This window comes from Amycolatopsis sp. lyj-112 (assembly GCF_046549055.1).
Taxonomy (GTDB): domain Bacteria; phylum Actinomycetota; class Actinomycetes; order Mycobacteriales; family Pseudonocardiaceae; genus Amycolatopsis.
Map to the genome: position 1 here is coordinate 1 of NZ_JAJPWS010000001.1, position 19,502 is coordinate 19,502.

Sequence of the window (19,502 nt, forward strand, 5' to 3'; positions counted from 1 at the left end):
TCCGCTACCAGCAGGGGCGACGGTCTTCACGAAGGTCTCGCAAAACCCAGGCCTCACGAGTGCTCACCCGCCAGCAGCCACCACATCCAAGCCTGCCAAACCCAGCTCGAACACAACCCATTAGGCCTCCTTGAGGGACTCTGATTCCCTCAAGGAGGCCTTCACGGACTCGGTTCCGCGAGGCTCCCGCGGACGTGACCGCCACCAGAGATGCGCGCCCGTTCCCAGTACTCATCACCGAGTTGTCCACAGGCTGATCCCGTTGTGGACAACTCAGCCGTTCAGGCCCGTTTTCGCAGGTCCCGTCGTACCCCGGCGATACGCTGGGCTGGGGACGCCCCCCGGGAAGGGTGGGGGCTGCGCTGGAGTGGCGAGTCACTCACCTTCGATGACGTCGGGTTCGACGCCGAGGTAGCCCGCGACCTGTTCGACGAGGACGTCGTGGACGAGTTCCGCGAGTTCGCCGGGGTCCTTCGCGCGCGCTTCGAGCGGGCGGCGGTAGAGCACGATGCGGGCCCGCGTCGGGAGCCCGGCGCGGTCGACGCCGGCGGGCACGAGTCGCGAGAGCGGGACGGCGCCGTCGTGCAACACGCCGTCGACTCCCGACGGTGCGCCATCCGAGCGAACTTCGGGGACGTCGTCGACGGCCACGTCGAGCTTCGTCAGTTCGTGCCGCCAGCGCGCTTCGATGGGTTCGAGCGCGTCCAAAACGAGTGCGTCGAACCTTTCCGCCCTGCTAGCGGCGGCGGGAAGGGTCGACGGATACAGCGCTCCGCGCAGGCCCCGGCCGTGCCGGTCCCGGCGCATTCGCCGTCGCTGTCGGGAATCACGAGCCGTCGCCACGAACGGAAGGGTACGCGCTCGGCGAGTCGAAGCGCGTGTCGCCGGTACGCCGGGCCCAGGACGCGCTATCGTTCTCGATCGTGCGGAGCGTACGAAAGTGTTCGCGAACGGGTTGCCTCGAGCCCGCTGTCGCCACGCTCACGTATGCCTACAGCGATTCCACCGCTGTCGTGGGGCCGCTGGCCACCGCGAGCGAGCCGCACTCCTATGACCTCTGCGAAGCCCACGCCCTCCGGCTCACCGTGCCCAAGGGCTGGGAAGTCGTCCGGCACGAGGGCGCGTTCGCCGTCCCCGATCCGTCCGCCGACGAGCTGACCGCGCTGGCCGAAGCCGTCCGCGAAGCAGGCCGTTCGGACAAGCCCGCGGCCGCCCCCGAACCCGAAGGTCCCTCCGGCAGGCGCGGCCACCTGCGCGTCCTGCCCGGGCGCGCCTGACACAGGGGCTCGCCGGTAGGCTTTCGACGCGCCAGAGGGCGTTGTAACGAGACTATTGGCGGGGAGCAGGCGTGCCAGACCTTTCGGGCATCGTGAAGGCCTACGACATTCGCGGCGTGGTCGGTGAGCAGCTGGACACCGCGCTCGTACGCGATCTCGGGTCGGCGTTCGCCCTGTTGATCAAACCCGAGTCCGACTCGGTGGTCATCGGCCACGACATGCGCGACTCCTCGCCGGAGCTGTCCGCCGCCTTCGCCGACGGCGTGACCTCGCAGGGCCTCGACGTCGTCTCGATCGGCCTCGCCAGCACCGATCAGCTGTACTTCGCGTCCGGGTCGCTCAACCTGCCCGGCGCCATGTTCACCGCCAGCCACAACCCGGCGAAGTACAACGGCATCAAGCTGTGCCGCTCGGGCGCCGCCCCGGTCGGCCAGGACTCCGGTCTCGCGGAGATCCGCGACACCGTCGAGCAGGGTGTGCCCGCCTTCGCCGGCCAGCGCGGTTCGGTGACCCAGAAGGACGTCCTCGCCGACTACGCGGCCTACCTGCGCAACCTCGTCGACCTGTCGGGCAGCCGTCCGCTGAAGGTCGTCGTCGACGCAGGCAACGGCATGGGCGGCCACACCGTGCCGACGGTCTTCACCGGCCTGCCCGTCGACGTCGTGCCGATGTACTTCGAACTCGACGGCAGCTTCCCGAACCACGAGGCCAACCCGCTCGACCCGAAGAACATCGTCGACCTCCAGGCGAAGGTGATCGAGGAAGGCGCCGACGCCGGCCTGGCCTTCGACGGAGACGCGGACCGCTGCTTCGTCGTCGACGAGCGCGGCGAGCCGGTGTCCCCGAGCGCCATCACCGCGCTGGTCGCGATCCGCGAGCTGGAGAAGGAGCCGGGCGGCACCATCATCCACAACCTGATCACGTCGAAGGGTGTCCCGGAGATCGTCGCCGAGCACGGCGGCAAGCCGGTGCGCACCCGGGTCGGGCACTCGTTCATCAAGGCCGAGATGGCCAAGACCGACGCGATCTTCGGCGGCGAGCACTCCGCGCACTACTACTTCCGCGACTTCTGGCGCGCCGACACCGGCATGCTGGCCGCGTTGCACGTCCTCGCCGCCCTCGGCGAGCAGACCGGCCCGCTGTCCGAGCTGACCGCCGAGTACTCGCGTTACGCGGCCTCCGGCGAGATCAACTCGACCGTGGACGATCAGGTCGCCCGCATGATCGCGGTCAAGGACGCTTTCGCCGCGCGCGACGGGGTCGAGATCGACGAGCTGGACGGGCTGACCGTGCAGCTTCCCGGCGGCGGCTGGTTCAACCTCCGCCCCTCCAACACCGAGCCCCTGCTCCGCCTGAACGTCGAGGCCGCCGATGCCGAGGCCGTCCGGGCACTGACCGAAGACGTACTGGCGATAGTCCGTGGGTAACGAATGTGTCGTGAAAACACACATAGAGATGTCCCACAGGTAGGGAGTAACCATGGCCGTCACGCTTGACGCACAGTTGCTGGAGATCCTGGCCTGCCCGTCCCCCGATCACGCACCGCTCGTGACGGGGACGCCGGCGGATCCGGAGGCCGACGCACTGACCTGCACGGAATGTGGTCGCGTGTATCCGGTCCGTGATGGAATCCCGGTATTGTTGCTGGACGAAGCCACCGAGCCGACGACCCCGGATGGCGCCCATGCCGACGGTCCCTGACGATTCCCTGCTGGACGATCCCGCGCGGTTGGCCGAGGCCGACACCGCGGGGCTTCTGCGTGCCGCAGCGATGGCGGGTGCCCAGGTCCGGGCGACCGCCGAGGCCGCGGCCGAACTCGAGCTGAGCGATCGCCTGGACATCGGGCGCCCGCGTTCGCTCGTGCTGATCGACCGGCCCGGGGTCAGCCGGACGCTGACCCGGCTGGTCGCCGCGCTGCTGACACCGGCGTGCCCGGTGCCGGTGGTCGTCGCCGAAGTGGTGCCGAGCTGGATCGGTGCCCTCGATGTCGTCTTCGCGCACACCGACGACGCCGGTGACCGCGAGCTGGCCGCTTCGCTGGAGCGCGCCGCCCGGTTCGGCGCGACGGTCGTGCTGTCCGCTCCCGGCGAGGGGCCGGTCGCGGCCGCCGTCGCGGGCAAGGGACTGATCCTCGCGCCCAGGCTCCCGGTCCCGCCGGAGATGGCCTTCCCGCGCGGGCTCGCCGCCGCGCTGCTCACCGCGAACGCGCTCGGTCTGCTGGTGGCCGATCTGGAGCAGCTCGCCGACCATCTCGACGCGGAAGCGGAGAAGGACTACCTGGCCAGGGACTCGTTCGCGAACCCGGCCAAGGCGCTGGCGCTGCGGCTGTCCGATCGCCAGCCGCTGCTGTGGGGACTGGACCCGGTCGCGGTCGCCGTCGGCGAGCACGCGGCCCACGCTTTCGCCGCCCACGCGGCCCTCGTCTGTGACGTGGAGGACTATCGCCAGGCGCTGGCCAGGCCCGCTTTGCGGCGTGCGGCATTGTCGGGAACCGTGCAGCGCGATATCTTCGCGGACCCGGAGGAGGGGGTCGGCTTGACGCCGAGGGTGTTACTCCTCTCGGTTCGGACGGGACCTGCCACCGAGGCGGCCCGCTACCAGGCGGAAGACCTGTTGCCCGGTGCGGATGTGATCGCCCCGGCCGAAGAGATCGAAGCGGACGAGATCGTGCGTGCGGCCGTTCTCGCCCTGCGTTTCGAGCTGGCCGCGGTCTATCTGGGGCTGGCCGTGGGCAGCATCGGCGGCGCCGGGAGGTACACGCCCGCAACGGCGTGAACCCCGCGCGCGACGTGAAGGAATGAGGGCCGGCACCACCCGTGCCCGGCGAGGAGTTGAGGTGACAGTGGAGCTGCTGCGCAATGCCGTGCGGCCCTACGCGTGGGGGTCGAGAACGACGATCCCCGAGCTGTTGGGGCGTCCGGTCCCGGCGCCGCACCCGGAAGCGGAACTGTGGATGGGCGCCCACCCGGGTGACCCGTCCCACGTCGTGGGCCCGGACGGCACCGAGCGGAGCCTGCTGGAGCTCGTCGAAGCCGACCCGGTCGGGCAGCTCGGCACGAGCTGCGCCGGACGCTGGGGCGGCAGGCTGCCGTTCCTGCTGAAGATCCTCGCCGCCGAAGAGCCGCTTTCGATGCAGGCGCACCCGTCGGCCGCGCAGGCCTCGGAGGGCTACGCCCGCGAGGAGTCGGCGGGCATCCCTCGCGACGCCTCGAACCGCAACTACCCGGACCCGACGGCGAAACCGGAACTCGTCTGCGCGCTGACGGAGTTCCACGCCCTGGCGGGCTTCCGTGAACCGGAGCGCACGATCGCGCTGTTGAAGGCGATCGAGACGCCCGGGCTGGCGAAGTACGCGGTGCTGCTGGAGGCCCAGCCGGATCCGGCCGGGCTGCGTGCGCTGTTCACCACCTGGATCACGCTTCCGCAGGCCGCGCTCGACGACCTGCTGCCCGAGGTCCTCGATTCGTGCGTGCAGCACATCCGGGACCGCGGCGAGTTCGACGTCGAATGCCGGACCATCCTGGAACTCGGCGAGTCGCACCCGCGGGACGCGGGCGTGCTGGCGGCGCTGCTGCTCAATCGCCTCACCCTCAGCGCGGGCGAGGCGATCTACCTGCCCGCCGGGAACCTGCACCTGTACCTGCACGGCACCGCCGTCGAAATCCTCGCGAACTCGGACAACATCCTGCGCTGCGGGCTGACCCCCAAGCACGTCGACGTGCCGGAGTTGCTGCGCGTCGTCGACTTCGCTTGCGGCGAGATGCCCGTCCAGAGCGGCGAAGCAGACGGTGCCGACGACCGGCGCCTGTCGGTGTACCGCACCGACGCGCCCGAGTTCGAGCTGTCGCGGATCGAGTGGGAGGCCGGTGACGGCGACGAGGTCGCCGTCCACGACGTCGGCCCGCAGATCCTGCTGTGCACCGCGGGCAGCCTGCTGGTGACCGCCGACGACGGCGAGAAGGTCGAACTCCGGCGCGGCCAGTCGGTGTGGCTGCCCGCCGCCGACCCCGCCGTCCGTGTCCGGCCGCTTTCCGGCGACCGCACCCAGGTCTTCCGCGCCACCGCCGGCACCTGCTAGACCCGAACCCCCCCACGCAAGTAGTCCTCTAGTTGCGGTACTTGCGCGTGCAAGTACCGCCACTAGAGGACTACTTGCATAGGTTTCTTGGCCCGAGTTCCTTCCTTGGCCCAAGTGTGTGCGTTCCGTGTGGTGGGTTCCGCGACTATCGCCCGATGGGGTGACCCGGCCGTTGTTGTCGGCTCGTCCCGCAGGTCGATAGCCAAGGAGACAGCTGCAGTGACTTCCCATCCCGACGCGGTGAGCGGGCGCGCCTACCGGGCACTGGCGGCGGCGCCGTCGGCCCTGCGCACCGGCACCTTGCTCGCCGCGCTCGGATTCGCCGTCGTGACCGTGCTCGTCCCGGTCGTCGACGGAGTGAACCTCCTGCCGAGCGGCCACGACCTGGTCTCCTCGGCGCAGGCACTGGCGGGAATCACCGGTGACGCGATCGAGTCCGTCAAAGCCGCCGGCGCCGCCCTGCACGAACTCGCCGTCGACGCGGAGGGCAGGTTGAACCTTCCCCTGGTCGTCATGGTCACGCTCGGCGCGCAGGTGGTGCTCACCGCCGCGCTGGCGGTCTCCGGCGCGCAGCCCGCGCGGGTGATGCTGACCGTCGCCGGACTGATCAACGTGCTCGCGGTCTCGCGGGTCGACGCCACCGAGCCCGCCTGGGACGCCATCGTCAACGGCCTTCTCGTGCTCGTCCTGGCCTGGCTCCCGTCGCTGCGGAGCGCGAACGAGCCGAGGCTCGTCATCCAGTGATTTCCGGGTGGTGCTCGTCTGAGGGGTCGGGCACCACCCGGTCAGGCCGGGGCGGGTTCGGTGAGCGACAACAGCAACCGGACGAGGGTCGAAGTGTTGGTGTCGTGGGGGACTTCCAATCGCTTCGCCTCTTCGCCCGCCGCCTCGGCCGCCTTCGTTTCCCCGACGGCCTCGTACGCCCTGCGCAGCACGTGCAGGGTGAGGCCGGTCGCGGGTTTCCCGCCCATGGCACGGAATTCGTCGAGACATTCGCGCAGCACGGGAATCGCGCGGTCGGCCCGGCCGTCGCCGATCCAGCTGGCCGCGATGGCGCGGGTGCAGGAAAGCTCCCGTGGCCGCTCTTCGAGTGCGCCGGCGAGACGTCGCGCGTTCTCGTAGGCCTTCACCGCGCCGACGCGAAGGCCGGCGCCCGCGAGGATCGCGCCCTGGGTGCGCAACGACTTCGCCAGCGCCGATTTCGCCGTCGTCCGCCGCAGGACTCGGACCGATTCCTCGATCGTCTCCAAGGCCTGCTCCGGACGGCCGTCGAGCATCAGCGACCAGGAAAGTCCTTGCAGGGCAGTGCCGAGCTGGCGGTCGTCGCCGGATTCCCTTGCCTGGAAGAGGATCCTGCGGTCGATCTCCAGTGCTTCGGTGATCTTGCCGAGCCGGTGCAGCGCCGCGGATTCCGCCCGCCGGGCATGGCTCCCCGGCCCCGATGCCTCCACAGTGGACAGTTCGCGGGCCTGGGTGGCGGCGTCCAGGGACTCCCCGGCGCGGCCGAGCCCGACCAGGCAGTGCGCCAGATTGCTCTCCACCCACGCCTGCGCGGAACTGTCGCCGAGCGCCGCCAGTTCCCTCGAACATTCGCGGTATCCCTCGACGGCGCGTTCGTACTCGCCGCGCGCGTGCAGCAGCACCGTCAGGTTCGCCTCGGCGATGGCCGCGATATGCCTGTCGTCCGCCTTTCGGGCGGCGTCGCGCAGGGTTTCGTACGCCGTCCGCATATCGGTGTAGTGGTTGTGCTGGTACAGGTACGCGCTCAGTCTTTCCAGTATTCGCAACGCCTTCCGCCGCCAGCCGAACTCGCACAGCGACGAGACCGCGGAGACCAGGTTGGCGCGCTCCACGGAGAACCAGGTCCCGGGATCGCGCAGCAGCCGCTCGACCAGTTCCTCCGGCAACGGCTGGGCGGGCACGTCCTGATCCGACAACGGCATCGGCACCGTGCGCGGCAGGCGCCGGGCCGCCGTGTCGGCGAGACACAGTGCCGCGTCCGACAGCTTCGCGACCGTCGCCACCCGCTCGGCGAGGGTCTCCACCTCGCGGCCCAGTTCGGTGGCGAACACCCGCACGAGGTCGTGCAGCCGGAACCGCTGCTCGCCCGTCGGGTCGAGGCCGGTCGCTTCGAGGAGGCTCGCCTCGACGAGTTCGTCGATGGCCTCGTCGGCGTCTTCCGCCTCGTTCAGGTCGTCGCCGTCGATGAGTGTCGACACCGCCCAGGCGGGCAGGTCGAGGGTGCGGCAGCGGCCGATCAGCCGGAACGCGTGCCGCGCGGCCGGGTTCAGCGCCTGATAGCTCAACGCGATACTGCCGCGGACCTGCAGGTCGCTCACCTGGAGTTCGTCGAGTCGGGAGACCTCGTCTTCCAGCCTCCCGGCGAGTTTCCCGAGCGCCAGGCCCGGCCGCATGGCGAGCCTGCTGCCGGCGATCCGCAGCGCCAGCGGGAGATTGCCGCAGGCGGCGGCGATGCGTTCCGCGTCGGCCCGCTCGGCACCGACCCTGGCCTGTCCTGCCAGCAGCTCCAGCAACATCATCGCCTCGGCACCGGACAGTGGGGCGAGGTGCAGCCGCTCCGCCCCGGCCAGCCCGGAAAGCCGCTGCCTGCTGGTGATCAGGACGGCGCTGCCCGGTGTGCCGGGCAGCAGCGCGCGGACCTGGTCCGGGCCGGCGGCGTCGTCGAGCACCACGAGCACCCGGCGATCGGCGAGCCGCCCGCGGTAGACCGCCGCCCGTGCCTCGACGTCGTCCGGGATCGCGGGCCCCGTGACGCCCAGCGCGCGCAGCAGGTCGCCCAGAACGTCGGCGAGGTCGCGCGGGCTGGACGCCCCGGCGAGCGGGACGAACAACTGGCCGTCCGGAAAGGACCGCCGGAGCCGGTGCGCGGTGCTGACGGCGAGGGTGGACTTCCCGGCACCGGGTTCGCCGGTGATCACCGCGACCGGGACGCCGGTGCCGCCGTCGAGCAGGCCGGTGAGCCGCGCGATCTCGCGGTCGCGGCCGGCGAGGTCCGCGATATCCGGGGGTAGCTGGCAGAGCGGGAAGACCGGCGGCGCGCTCACCGCCGGGGTGCTCGGCACGGGATCGTCGCCGCGCAGCACGGCGGCGTGCACGCGGCGGACCTCGGCGCCGGGTTCCACACCGAGTTCCTCGACCAGGGTGGCGCGCAGGCCGCGGTAGACGGTCAGGGAATCGGCCTGCCGCCCGGCGCGGTGCAGCGCGATCATCAGCTGGGCGGCCAGTCGTTCGCGCAACGGGTGTTCGGTGATCATCGCCTGGAGTTCGCCGGTCAGTTCGCCGTGCCTGCCGTCGGACAGTTCCGCGTCGACGCAGTCCTCGAAGGCGGCCAGCCGTTCGGATTCGAGCCGGGCGACGTCGGCGTCGAGCAGGGGGATGTGCAGCCCCGAGAGCACCGGCCCGCGCCACAGCGCCAGCGCGCGGCGATAGTGCCCGGCGGCGCCCGCCGGATCACCCGCCCGCGCCGCCCGCTGCCCGGCGGCCGCGGCTTCGCGGAAGGACAGCAGGTCGAGATCGGCGGGATCGATCACCAGCCGATAGCCGTGGGTGTCCCGCTCGATCTCCAGTCCCTCGATCCGGGACCGCAACCGGGAGACGTACGTGTGCAGGTTCGACGCGTACGACTTCGGCGGCGTCTCCGGCCAAAGCGTCTCGACCAGCGTGTCCACCGTGACGGACGAGCTCGCGTTGAGCAGCAGAACGGCCAGCAGGGTGCGCTGGCGATCGCCACGCAGTTCCGTCCGCTGTCCGGGCGGGCTCTCGATCGTCAACGGTCCGAGCACGCCGAATCGCGGCATGGGCACCTCCCCAGGTCATGAGAGGGGCGAGAGTAGCGAGCGGTTCCGACATTTCTGTGACCTGTCCCCGGGCGGGGCCGCCCAGCGCGTCACGGCTGATCTGCACTGCTAGCCTTCGAACCCGGCATATCGGGACACCCTGGGGAGTTGGCACGTGTCAGCAGGTGGCGGAACCAAGGCGATCATCGCCGCACTCGTGGCGAACGCCGGCATCGCGATCGCGAAATTCACCGGCTTCCTCATCACGGGGTCGTCCTCGATGCTCGCCGAGTCGGTGCACTCCCTGGCGGACACCTCGAACCAGGGCCTCCTGCTGCTGGGTCAGAAGACCTCGCAGCGCAAGGCGACCCGCACGCACCCGTTCGGCTTCGGGCGCGACCGGTACTTCTACTCGTTCATCGTCGCGCTGATGCTCTTCAGCCTCGGCTCGGTGTTCGCGCTGTACGAGGGCATCCACAAGATCGGCGAGCCGGAAGCCCTGACCTCGCCGTTCGTCGCGGTCGGCATCCTGGTGGTCGCGATCGGGCTGGAGTGCTACTCCTTCTACACCGCCATCCAGGAGTCGAAGAAGATCAAGGGCGACGCCGGCTGGTGGGCGTTCATCCGCCAGGCGAAGACGCCTGAGCTGCCGGTGGTCCTGCTGGAGGACGCGGGCGCGCTGCTCGGCCTGGTGTTCGCGCTCGCGGGCGTCGGCCTGTCGGTCGCCACCGGCGATCCGATCTGGGACGGCATCGGCACCGTGACGATCGGCCTGCTGCTCGGCATCATCGCGGTCATCCTGATCATCGAGATGAAGAGCCTGCTGATCGGCGAGGGCGCCACCGAGACCGACCACGACACGATCGTCGACGAACTCGCCGCCGGCAAGGTCGAGCGGGTCATCCACATCCGCACCCTGTACATCGGCCCGGACGAGATGCTGGTGGCCGCGAAGCTCGCGCTGGTGCCGGGACTGGACACCGCCGCGGTCGCTCAGGCCATAGACGACGCCGAAGCGCGTGTGCGCGCGAAGGTGCCTACGGCGAAGCTGATCTACCTCGAGCCGGACCTGGACCGCAGTCTGGCCTGATCTCACGCGCTTTCGGAGCGTGTGAGGACCAGGCCCGCGACCGCCGTCCGGAGCGACTCTCCGTGCGGTGCCGACTACCATCCGAACCTCCGCGTACTTCGTTGCTCTCCCACCGCGCTGCCGCCGGGACCTAGGGATAGGGTCGTTCAACCGAGTCAGGCGTAGGAGGTCAAGGGTGCCCGGAAACGGTCTGTGGCGTACGAAATCCATCGAGCAGTCCATCGCGGACACCGACGAACCGGGATCCAAGCTCAGGCGAAATCTGAGCGCGTGGGACCTGACCGTCTTCGGCGTCGCTGTCGTGATCGGTGCCGGGATCTTCACCCTCACCGCGCGCACGGCCGGTGACTACGCGGGGCCCTCGGTCTCGCTCTCGTTCGTGTTCGCGGCCATCGCCTGTGCGCTGGCCGCCCTCTGTTACGCGGAATTCGCGTCGACCGTCCCGGTGGCCGGGAGCGCGTACACGTTCTCCTACGCCACGTTCGGCGAGTTCATGGCGTGGATCATCGGCTGGGACCTCATCCTCGAACTCGCGGTCGGCGCGGCCGCGGTGTCGAAGGGCTGGTCCGCCTACCTCGAAACCGTGCTCTCCTACATTTTCGGCAAGGGCACGAAGACGACGTTCGAGATCGGCGGCGTCCCCGTCGACTGGGGCGCCCTGATCGTGGTGCTGGTGCTGGCCACCCTGCTCGCCGTCGGCACGAAGCTGTCTTCGCGGTTCTCCATGGTGATCACCGGGATCAAGGTCGCGGTGGTGCTGTTCGTGATCGTGCTCGGCATCTTCTACATCAAGGCCGCCAACTACAGCCCCTTCATCCCGGAGGCCCAGACAGGCGCCGAATCGTCGGCCACCGGGGTCGACCAGTCGCTGTTCTCGGTGCTCGCGGGCAGCAGCAGTAGCTCGTTCGGTGTCTTCGGTCTGTTGGCCGCGGCGTCGCTGGTGTTCTTCGCGTTCATCGGCTTCGACATCGTGGCGACCACCGCGGAGGAGACCCGCAACCCGCAGAAGGCCGTGCCGCGCGGCATCTTCGGTTCGCTCGCGATCGTCACGGTGCTGTACGTCGCCGTGTCGCTCGTGGTCGTCGGCATGGTGAACTACAAGGATCTCGCCACTTCGGCGGGTGACGGCAGCAAGAAGACGCTCGCGTCCGCCTTCTCGGTGAACGGTGTCGACTGGGCCGCCAACATCATCTCCGTCGGTGCCCTCGCCGGTCTGACGACCGTCGTCATGGTGCTGATGCTCGGCCAGATCCGGATCATCTTCGCGATGTCGCGCGACGGCTTGATGCCGCGCGGGCTCGCGAAGACCGGTCCGAACGGCACACCGAAGCGGGCGACCATCGTCGTCGGCACGCTGGTCGCGGTCGCGGCGACGTTCTTCCCGGCGGACAAGCTGGAGGAAATGGTCAACGTCGGCACGCTGTTCGCCTTCATCCTCGTCTCCGCGGGCGTGATGGTGCTGCGCCGGACACGGCCGGATCTGCCCCGCGCCTTCCGGGTTCCGTGGGTGCCGGTGATCCCGATCCTGGCGATCCTCGCGTGCCTGTGGCTGATGCTGAACCTGACCGTTTTGACGTGGTTGCGGTTCATCGCGTGGATGCTGCTGGGCGTCGTCGTCTACTTCGCCTACAGCCGTCGTCATTCACTGCTCGGCAAGCAGAACAAGGACGAGACTTCGGCGTCCGTATCGGACTGATCATTCTCGTTTCGGCGGCCCACCATTCCTTTGTGGATGGTGGGCCGCTTTTTTGTCGGCCGGTGGGGGTACCCGCTGTCACCGTAAAATCCGTGTGCGATACCGTCCGGACTCTTACTTCCCCCTGACGGGTGAACGGGGCTCGTGTAGAAGCACCGCGAGTTGACCATCGTCCCTCGGAGGAAGTAACCGCGCTTTGCTCGTTTGTCCCCCGATCGGTACAGGAGAGCTCTGAATGCAGATCATGTCCGGACGGCGCGTCCGTTCCGCAGTCACCATCGTCGCCTTGGCCACCGCCGCCCTGCTGGGCACCGCCGGTTCCGCGCTGGCCTGCCACTCCGACGACGGCCGCGCCAAGCCGATCCCCGGCAGCGCCGCCAAGTGCGAAAAGAGCAAGTCGCTGTCCGACGCGGACTTCAAGTTCACCGGCGGAGCCGGTGAGAAGCGGCTCAACATCACCGGCCTCGGCGAGGGCGTCAAGGTGACCTCGATCGTCGTCATCGGTGGCGACGACGGCTACAACGTCTACGAGCCGGGCAAGCGCAAGCTCGCCGACACCCCGCCGTGGACCGAGCTGCGCGCGCCGTTCAACCGCGACGGCAGCAAGGCGAACATCGACAAGTGGTACGCCTGCGGCGACAAGACCTCCAAGCCGAGCGAGACCCCGAAGCCGACCGAGCCGACGAAGACGACCTCGGCGAAGCCGCCGACCTCGGCTCCGACCACGACGGAGAAGCCGTCCGACACCCCGACCAGCACCACCGCCCCGGCCCCCGCGGTCGGCGGTAACGGTGGCAACGGCGGCGGCCTCGCGGACACCGGTTTCGACAACGCCTGGCTGCTGTGGGCCGGTGGCCTGCTGGTCCTGGGCGGCGCCGCCGTCCTGGTCCTGCTGCGCATGCGCCGCAAGCCCTCCGACAGCTGAAGCTAGCTAGTACGTGAAGGCCCCCTTCCTCGCGCTGGACGCAAGGAAGGGGGCCTTCACGTACTTCAGCGCATCTGCGGGAAGTCCCCGAACAGCGATCCCTGTTCGCCCCGAGTGTTCGCCGAGCCGGGACGGCCGAGGCCCGCGGCCATCGCGACGGCGTTGTCCCATTCGGCGTCCGCGACGTAGTCCGTGTGCTTGAGGACGCCGGGAGCCCAGCGGTGCCGCCCGGTCGGGCCGCGCAGCGGGTCCGGCAGCCAGTGATCGCCGCCGAGGACGAGGACGCCTTCGTCGTCGGCTTCGGCGGCCAGCGGGCCCGTCCCGCCGGTGGTCAGATAGCCGTCGCCGAGAAGTTTCCCGGACACCACCCGGTGCCGCCACGTCGTGACGCCGCCGCCGAAGATGTCCGTGCCGCGGCACAACGACCGCCAGCGGCCGTCGAGATCCTTGTACAGCTCGGACAGCTGCGTTTGCGGCAGCATCGCGGGAAAGGCCCGCTGGTAGCCCCATTGCAGCGGTGAGCCGGCGGTCAGCAGCCCGACGCGTTCGCGGTCCTCCGGCGGGAGATCGGCGAGCACCCGCGCCGCGGCGAGCACGGTCAGCAGGCTGCCGAGGTTGTACCCGGACAGCACGACCCGGGTGCCGGGATCGGCGAGGTGTTCCTTGACCCGGTCGGCCAGTTCCGGGACGACCTTGAGCGCGTAGCTCGGCGGGACGATCGGATGGGCCGCCCGCGGCCAGAAGCACACGAGGTCGGCCAGCGCGCCGAGGTGACGGCTGCGTTTGGGCGTCGTCGCGGCGGCGAACACGACGCGCAGCAGCCCCGCCGCCAGCGCGCCGAGCGCGAACACACCGATCGTCGAAAGCGTCGTGAACCAGCCGGGCAGGCGCCCGAAACCGAAGCGCAGCACCAGAAGAGCGCCCCCGCCCGCCGCCATCGCCAGCGCGACCGTGAGCGCGAGATGGTGCAGGTGCTTGCGTTCCCAGGAGGCGCGGGCCCAGGCACGCGCGGCTTCCTCTTCCTGCGCCTTGTCGATCTCCATCAGCGCGACGATCTTCGGGATGCCCCGCCGCAGCCGCCGCAGCGGCACGGCCACCGCGAACCCGAGGATGCCCAGTACGACCGCCAGCGCGAGCCCGGCGCCCCACAGCACGGTCACCAGGACGTAGGTGTCGGGCAGCCGCAGATCGCCGGCGCCGACCAGTTGCCTTAGCGCGACAGCGAGTCCCGCGCCGAAGCCGCCGCCGAGCAGCCCGGCCAGCGCCACGACCGGCGCCGCGGCCCAGCCGCCGAGCCAGGGCCGCAGCCGGTGCGGCAGATGCTTCCACGTCGACCGGCCCAGCAACGCCGCCGGAATGAGCACCAGTGCGAACAGCAGGGTCACCGCGACCATCGCCGCGCCCAGCGCTTCGACCGTCCCGTCGGCGCCGCCCAGCCCACCACCCGGCAGCCCGGCGGGCAGCGGCGTCCGGCGGACGACGGCGATCCCGACCAGCGCGACGGCCACCGCGATCAGCCCGCCGCGGATCACCGGCCCGGCCGAGAACCCGATCGTCGAGGCCACCAGCGAGGCGAGCACGAGCGCCAGCGCGCAGATCCACACCACCAGGTCGAACGTCGCCGCCGGGATCCGGAACGGACCGCCCAGCATGGGCAGCGCGAGACAGGTCAAGGCGGCGACGGTGTGCAGCGTGCGCAGCCCCGGCGTCCGCGGCATGTCCTGCGGCTGCAACGGGCTCGAACTGGGAGCGCGGTGCAGCCTGTTCCGCGATCGCCAGTCCGACGACGGGATCCGGTCGAGCACGAAGATCAGCACCAGCAGCGGGACCACGCCGATCGCCGTCCGCAGCGGCGCGAACCGCAGGAACGACGGCGCGCCCGCGAGGCACGGCGAACCGGGCGCGAGGCACTGCGCGGCGAAGAGGTCGAGCGAGACCACCGCGAGCTGGCTGATCAGCAACATCGTCAGCAGCAGCGACGCCACCCGCAGAATGCCGCGGCACACCGTGCCGAGCAGCGCCGCGAACCGTTTGCCGGGCGGGACCGGCGGCAGCATCCAGTGCGCGACGTTCGCCAGCGAGAACGGGAACAGCAGCGCCCACGTCGCCTTCGCGGCACCCCCGGAGGTCATCCCGCTCCACAGGTAGCCTTCGAGGATGCGCGGGATCGTGCGACCGAGCGCGGGCAGCACCGGACCGGGAGCGGGCCGGCGCAGCCGGTCCGACGGCCGGATCAGCCTGCCGATCCCGTCGCCCGCGACGTCGACCACCGAGGTCGTGTCCAGCAGGCTTTCACCGCTCGTGCCCACTAGCCCGGGTACGCGTATTTCGACGACGCGGGTATCGGGACCCGGCATGACCACGGTGAAGGCCTCCCAACCGTTTCAGTGAGCTTTGAGCCGACAACGGTACTGTTCCGGTCTCATCCATCCTTGGAGGAAGCGCCCTATGACCCCCGAAAGCGTTGCCAAGCGGCACGACACCCGCAACGGCATCGAGTTCGCCGTCGCCGATCTCGAAGCCGCCGAATTCGGCCGCAAGGAGATTCGCCTCGCCGAGCACGAGATGCCGGGCCTGATGGCGCTGCGCCGCGAGTACGCCGAGGTTTATCCGCTTCGTGGAGCCCGGGTCTCGGGCTCGCTGCACATGACGGTACAGACCGCGGTGCTGATCGAAACCCTCGTTTCGCTGGGTGCCGAGGTGCGCTGGGCCTCTTGCAACATCTTCTCCACCCAGGATCACGCCGCCGCGGCGATCGTCGTCGGCCCGCACGGCACCACCGAGGAGCCGAAGGGCGTGCCGGTGTTCGCCTGGAAGGGCGAGTCGCTGGAGGAATACTGGTGGTGCACCGAAAAGATGCTCACCTGGGACGGTGAGGGTCCCAACATGATCCTCGACGACGGCGGCGACGCCACCATGCTGGTGCACAAGGGAACCGAGTTCGAGAAATCCGGCGTCGTTCCTTCGCCGGACGAGAACACGTCGGACGAGTTCCGCGTGTTCCTCGACCTGCTGCGCACTTCGGTCGCGGCGGACACCGGCAAATGGACCAAGATCGGCGAAGGCATCCTCGGTGTCACCGAGGAGACCACGACCGGCGTGCTGCGGCTCTACCAGCTCGCCGCGGCCGGTGAACTGCTGTTCCCGGCGATCAACGTCAACGACGCGGTGACCAAGTCGAAGTTCGACAACCGGTACGGCATCCGGCACTCGCTGATCGACGGCATCAACCGCGGCACCGACGTCCTCATCGGCGGAAAGGTCGCGCTCGTCTGCGGCTACGGCGATGTCGGCAAGGGCGCCGCGGAATCGCTGCGTGGCCAGGGCGCGCGGGTGATCGTCACCGAGATCGACCCGATCTGCGCGCTGCAGGCGGTGATGGACGGCTACCAGGTCAAGAAGCTGGAGAACGTCGTCGGCGAGGCCGACATCATCATCACGACCACCGGCAACAAGGACGTCGTCCTCGTCGAGCACATGGCGCGGATGAAGCACCAGGCGATCCTGGGCAACATCGGCCACTTCGACAACGAACTCGACATGGCCGGTCTCGCGCGCTACCCGGGCATCCGGCGGATCACCATCAAGCCGCAGGTCGACGAGTGGGTGTTCCCCGACGGCAAGAGCATCCTCGTGCTGTCCGAGGGGCGCCTGCTGAACCTGGGCAACGCCACCGGGCACCCGTCGTTCGTGATGTCGAACAGCTTCTCCAACCAGGTGATCGCGCAGGTCGAACTGTTCACCAAGCACGAGGAGTACGACAACGAGGTCTTCCGTCTTCCGAAGAAGCTCGACGAGAAGGTCGCGAAGATCCACCTCGACGCCCTCGGCGGTGAGCTCACGAAGCTGACCAAGGACCAGGCCGAGTACATCGACGTGGACGTCGAAGGTCCCTTCAAGACGGACCACTACCGGTACTGACCGAATGCCATGAACGGCCCGTTACTTGCGAAATTTGCAAGTAACGGGCCGTTCATGGCACGCGCTAGCGCCACTCGACTTCGATACCGGCCAACCCCGGCCCGGCGTCGCTGAAGTACCCGCTGGTCACTCCGCCCATGTCGCAAGGCAGTTCTTCGGACTCGACCGGCACGGCGTCGTCCCGCGTCCGGAACTGCCGGGTGCAGCGGGCGGGCAGCGTGCCGAGGGCGAACTTCAGCTGCACCAGGTAGCTCGAACACTGGTCCCGCAGCATCCGGAAGTACCCGGGCGACACGGCACCGGAGTCGTCGCGGACCTCGAAGCAGAAGACGTGGATCTCGCCCTCGGCGAGTTTCCGGTCGAAGAGCAGTTCCGTCGCCATCGTCTCGGCCTCGGCGTTGCGCCGGATCCGCCCGACACGGCAGCCCTCGGCGGTGATCAGTTCGACGTCGGCGATATGGCAGCCGGGATCGCCGTTGTAGACCGTGACGTACCGGTCCGGGCCGTGCCGGCGGGCCCGGCACACCAGCCGGGTGTGCAGGGCGACCTGCCGGTGCGCGGCGTCGAAGGTGATCGTGTCGTGGACCGAAAGCATTTCGAGGTCGGCGTTGTAGCGGTTGGCCGAGGGGTAGGCGCCCAGTTCGGCCAGCAGCTGGTCGACGATCGAGCCCATGTCGCCGGAGCGGATGTCGTGAAAGGACGCGGCCATCTGGTGCCCGCGCGCCCGGGTCGTCCGCGGGCCGATCAGCACGACGAGCGCGTCCGGGGGCAGTTGCAGCACCGATTCCAGCGCACGCACGGCCGGCAGTGCCTTGGGTACCTCCGGCTGGCGCAATCCTCGTTGCCAATAGCTCAGCGTCGACTGTCCAATTTGGATACCGCGAAGGCCCAGATGGGCGCGGAGCCTCGCCAGCGAGAGGCCGCGGTAAGCGATCGCTTGGCGCAGCGCGTGGTGGAATTCGCCGCTGCGAAGGGCCTCTACCAGCTCTTTGGGCAAGGCTTCGAGCGGTTGGCGACGCGTGCCATCGATGATCGTCGGGGTGTCCCCGTCTCGTGTCACCGCTCGTCCCTTCACCAGACCAGTGTGTGCGCTGAGCGTGAACACCGCGGAACGTTCACGTTAGCAGCGCACTGTGAACACTACGTCCCCCGTTCGGGGTGGTTGACCCCGGAAGAGTGACCGTTCCGGGGAGGGGGAACGCCCCGGAACGGTCCGTTCCACCGAGTGCCCATCTTGCTCTCTGTGAGCCTTCTGTTCACCGTTGTGACCACATTGGTTCGCCATGGTGACCAGGAGGCCCGCTGTGCCTGAGTTCTCGAGGAGGGTTTGCGCCGCGGGCGCCACGACTCTCGTGGCGTGGCTGGCGATCCAGACCCCGGCGAGCGCACTGCCCCCGCCGGCTCACCAGAACCCCGCTCACGTGAACCCCATAGCGATGCAGGTGCAGGAAAAGTCCCAATGGTGCTGGGTGGCCTCCGGCAACACCATCGCGGCACACCACGGTGTGACCGTCGGCCAGAACGAATTCTGCCGGATCGCCCACGACGAGCGTCGCCGGGAGTGCGCTGACCGCCCCGGAACGCTCGCCGATGTGAAGCACGCCTTCGGCAAGCTCGGCTTTTCCTCGCCGGGGAACTACGTCAAGGGCCGGATCGCCTACTCCGCCGTGCGGGCGCAGACCGGCTCCGGCCGCCCGGTGCAGACCCGGGTCGGCTGGGCGGCCGGTGGCGGTCACATGCACGTGCTCTACGGCCACGACACCGGCCGGAAGTGGGTCTCGTGGGGGGATCCACTGCCCACCGGCAACCGCTACAACTGGTCGACCTACGACTTCTATTCGGGCAACCGGTCCTTCACCTGGACCCACACGCTCACCGGGATCCGGCGATGAGCGCGCGGCGGATCCTCGGGCTCGCCGGGCTGATGGCGGTCGTGCTGCTGGTGTCGGCTCCCGGCGCGCGCGCCGACCAGCTCTCGAATGAAGATCTCGCCGCCGCGAAGGCCGCGGCGGGGGATCCCACGCTCCGTGCCGAACTCGGCCGGTTCTTCACACAGACGGGTGGTTCGGGCCGGACGCCCTCGGTCAGCGTCGTGGACGAATCCTTCCCGGTTTACGAGCTTTCGAGGGATTTCGTCGCCGGGGACGGCGCGGTGGCCGGTCAGCTCGCCTACATCGCGATCCCGGTGACCGCGTCGGACGGGCAGACCGCGACCCTCTGGTCGGTCCGCGGCGAGGACGGCGTCTGGCGCGTCGGCAACATCGCCTCCGGTGACCGGGAAAGCGCACTGGCCCGGCGTCTGCCCGCCGGTGCGACCCTGTTGCACGAACCGCAGGTCGACGCCTGGTACGCGTTGCGGGACGGCCACGTGACCCTGCTCGACTCGGGCGCCGCCGGCTCCGCGGCCGGTGCTTCGGCCACGCTCGCGGAGTACCAGAAGACGGTCTCCGGCCGGTACGGCGGAATGCTCGCGGGCTCGCCGTACGCCCAAGAAGGCAAGGCGGGCGGTTACAACGCCCAAGTGATGCCCCGCGGCGACGGTGGCCCCGCTCCCGACGCGCAGGACACCGGCGTCGTCCCGCTGCTGATCTTCGGCGGTTTGCTCCTCATCGGTGTCGCCGGCTTCTTCCTGCATTCGAAGCGGCGCATCCCCTAGCGGACCGGTGGGCCGGACGTGAGCTGACCCGTCTGGCCCGCCGGTCGACCACGGCGACGTA

General features: G+C 69.5%; 16 protein-coding genes. 12 read left to right on the forward strand and 4 right to left on the reverse strand.

The genetic code is table 11. The features are described 5' to 3' along the window. Positions 1-375 precede the first annotated feature (375 nt). Entirely contained in the window at positions 376-807 is a 432-nt protein-coding gene (locus tag ACLJRL_RS00005) for a metallopeptidase family protein (protein WP_037306554.1), read from the reverse strand. Between the two features lie 116 nt (positions 808-923). On the opposite strand from ACLJRL_RS00005, the gene ACLJRL_RS00010 reads away from it, so the two are divergent. The 6 genes from ACLJRL_RS00010 (at position 924) to ACLJRL_RS00035 (ending at position 6,100) form a co-directional block, all read left to right on the forward strand. Beyond that, positions 924-1,277 carry a DUF3499 domain-containing protein gene (locus ACLJRL_RS00010; RefSeq protein WP_410653879.1) on the forward strand — a complete coding sequence of 118 codons (354 nt, stop codon included), beginning with the start codon at positions 924-926 and terminating at the stop codon, positions 1,275-1,277. Positions 1,278-1,348: 71 nt separating this feature from the next. Then, a complete protein-coding gene (locus ACLJRL_RS00015; RefSeq protein ID WP_410653880.1) occupies positions 1,349-2,704 on the forward strand; it encodes a phosphomannomutase/phosphoglucomutase in 1,356 nt (451 codons plus the stop codon). 52 nt (positions 2,705-2,756) lie between these two features. After that, a complete protein-coding gene (locus tag ACLJRL_RS00020; RefSeq protein WP_410653881.1) occupies positions 2,757-2,978 on the forward strand; it encodes a Trm112 family protein in 222 nt (73 codons plus the stop codon). Further along, on the forward strand, positions 2,962-4,053 hold the full coding sequence (locus ACLJRL_RS00025) for a hypothetical protein (RefSeq protein ID WP_410653882.1): 1,092 nt from the start codon (positions 2,962-2,964) through the stop codon (positions 4,051-4,053). The genes ACLJRL_RS00020 and ACLJRL_RS00025 overlap by 17 nt, the downstream gene beginning before the upstream one ends. Positions 4,054-4,120: 67 nt before the next feature. Further along, complete coding sequence (gene manA, locus ACLJRL_RS00030) at positions 4,121-5,356, forward strand: mannose-6-phosphate isomerase, class I (protein WP_410655108.1); 1,236 nt, start codon at positions 4,121-4,123, stop codon at positions 5,354-5,356. Positions 5,357-5,575: 219 nt separating this feature from the next. Beyond that, the gene (locus ACLJRL_RS00035; protein ID WP_410653883.1) at positions 5,576-6,100 is read left to right on the forward strand and encodes a hypothetical protein; all 525 of its coding nucleotides are present in this window, start codon (positions 5,576-5,578) and stop codon (positions 6,098-6,100) included. Positions 6,101-6,141: 41 nt separating this feature from the next. On the opposite strand, the gene ACLJRL_RS00040 is transcribed toward ACLJRL_RS00035, so the two are convergent. Beyond that, positions 6,142-9,174, reverse strand: a complete 3,033-nt coding sequence (locus ACLJRL_RS00040) for a BTAD domain-containing putative transcriptional regulator (protein ID WP_410653884.1) — start codon at positions 9,172-9,174, stop codon at positions 6,142-6,144. Positions 9,175-9,328: 154 nt separating this feature from the next. Between ACLJRL_RS00040 and ACLJRL_RS00045 the strand changes: the two genes are divergently transcribed. From ACLJRL_RS00045 to ACLJRL_RS00055, 3 genes are all read left to right on the forward strand, one after another. Then, entirely contained in the window at positions 9,329-10,243 is a 915-nt protein-coding gene (locus tag ACLJRL_RS00045) for a cation diffusion facilitator family transporter (RefSeq protein WP_410653885.1), read from the forward strand. A 175-nt stretch (positions 10,244-10,418) separates the two neighbouring features. Continuing rightward, on the forward strand, positions 10,419-11,939 hold the full coding sequence (locus ACLJRL_RS00050) for an amino acid permease (RefSeq protein ID WP_410653886.1): 1,521 nt from the start codon (positions 10,419-10,421) through the stop codon (positions 11,937-11,939). A gap of 235 nt (positions 11,940-12,174) precedes the next feature. Next, positions 12,175-12,864 (forward strand): LPXTG cell wall anchor domain-containing protein, encoded by a 690-nt coding sequence (locus ACLJRL_RS00055; RefSeq protein ID WP_410653887.1) that lies wholly within the window; start codon positions 12,175-12,177, stop codon positions 12,862-12,864. A gap of 65 nt (positions 12,865-12,929) precedes the next feature. On the opposite strand, the gene ACLJRL_RS00060 is transcribed toward ACLJRL_RS00055, so the two are convergent. Next, complete coding sequence (locus ACLJRL_RS00060; protein ID WP_410653888.1) at positions 12,930-15,221, reverse strand: hypothetical protein; 2,292 nt, start codon at positions 15,219-15,221, stop codon at positions 12,930-12,932. A gap of 91 nt (positions 15,222-15,312) precedes the next feature. Here ACLJRL_RS00060 and ahcY point away from each other — a divergent pair, with 91 nt between their 5' ends. Beyond that, positions 15,313-16,785: an adenosylhomocysteinase gene (gene ahcY, locus ACLJRL_RS00065; RefSeq protein WP_410653889.1), complete on the forward strand. Its 1,473-nt coding sequence runs from the start codon at positions 15,313-15,315 to the stop codon at positions 16,783-16,785. Positions 16,786-16,849: 64 nt separating this feature from the next. On the opposite strand, the gene ACLJRL_RS00070 is transcribed toward ahcY, so the two are convergent. Continuing rightward, positions 16,850-17,845 (reverse strand): hypothetical protein, encoded by a 996-nt coding sequence (locus ACLJRL_RS00070; RefSeq protein ID WP_410653890.1) that lies wholly within the window; start codon positions 17,843-17,845, stop codon positions 16,850-16,852. A 244-nt stretch (positions 17,846-18,089) separates the two neighbouring features. On the opposite strand from ACLJRL_RS00070, the gene ACLJRL_RS00075 reads away from it, so the two are divergent. Both ACLJRL_RS00075 and ACLJRL_RS00080 read left to right on the forward strand, forming a co-directional pair. Next, a complete protein-coding gene (locus tag ACLJRL_RS00075; RefSeq protein ID WP_410653891.1) occupies positions 18,090-18,677 on the forward strand; it encodes a papain-like cysteine protease family protein in 588 nt (195 codons plus the stop codon). Continuing rightward, positions 18,674-19,441 carry a hypothetical protein gene (locus tag ACLJRL_RS00080; protein WP_410653892.1) on the forward strand — a complete coding sequence of 256 codons (768 nt, stop codon included), beginning with the start codon at positions 18,674-18,676 and terminating at the stop codon, positions 19,439-19,441. The genes ACLJRL_RS00075 and ACLJRL_RS00080 overlap by 4 nt, the downstream gene beginning before the upstream one ends. Positions 19,442-19,502: the final 61 nt, after the last annotated feature.

What these genes read in the sequence shown, in the direction of transcription:
- ACLJRL_RS00005 (WP_037306554.1), bottom strand. Translation starts at nt 807, where the DNA reads ATGCGCCGGGACCGGCACGGCCGGGGCCTGCGCGGAGCGCTGTATCCG.
- ACLJRL_RS00020 (WP_410653881.1), top strand. Translation starts at nt 2,757, where the DNA reads ATGGCCGTCACGCTTGACGCACAGTTGCTGGAGATCCTGGCCTGCCCG.
- ACLJRL_RS00025 (WP_410653882.1), top strand. Translation starts at nt 2,962, where the DNA reads ATGCCGACGGTCCCTGACGATTCCCTGCTGGACGATCCCGCGCGGTTG.
- ACLJRL_RS00040 (WP_410653884.1), bottom strand. Translation starts at nt 9,174, where the DNA reads ATGCCGCGATTCGGCGTGCTCGGACCGTTGACGATCGAGAGCCCGCCC.
- ACLJRL_RS00055 (WP_410653887.1), top strand. Translation starts at nt 12,175, where the DNA reads ATGCAGATCATGTCCGGACGGCGCGTCCGTTCCGCAGTCACCATCGTC.
- ACLJRL_RS00060 (WP_410653888.1), bottom strand. Translation starts at nt 15,221, where the DNA reads ATGCCGGGTCCCGATACCCGCGTCGTCGAAATACGCGTACCCGGGCTA.
- ahcY (WP_410653889.1), top strand. Translation starts at nt 15,313, where the DNA reads ATGACCCCCGAAAGCGTTGCCAAGCGGCACGACACCCGCAACGGCATC.
- ACLJRL_RS00080 (WP_410653892.1), top strand. Translation starts at nt 18,674, where the DNA reads ATGAGCGCGCGGCGGATCCTCGGGCTCGCCGGGCTGATGGCGGTCGTG.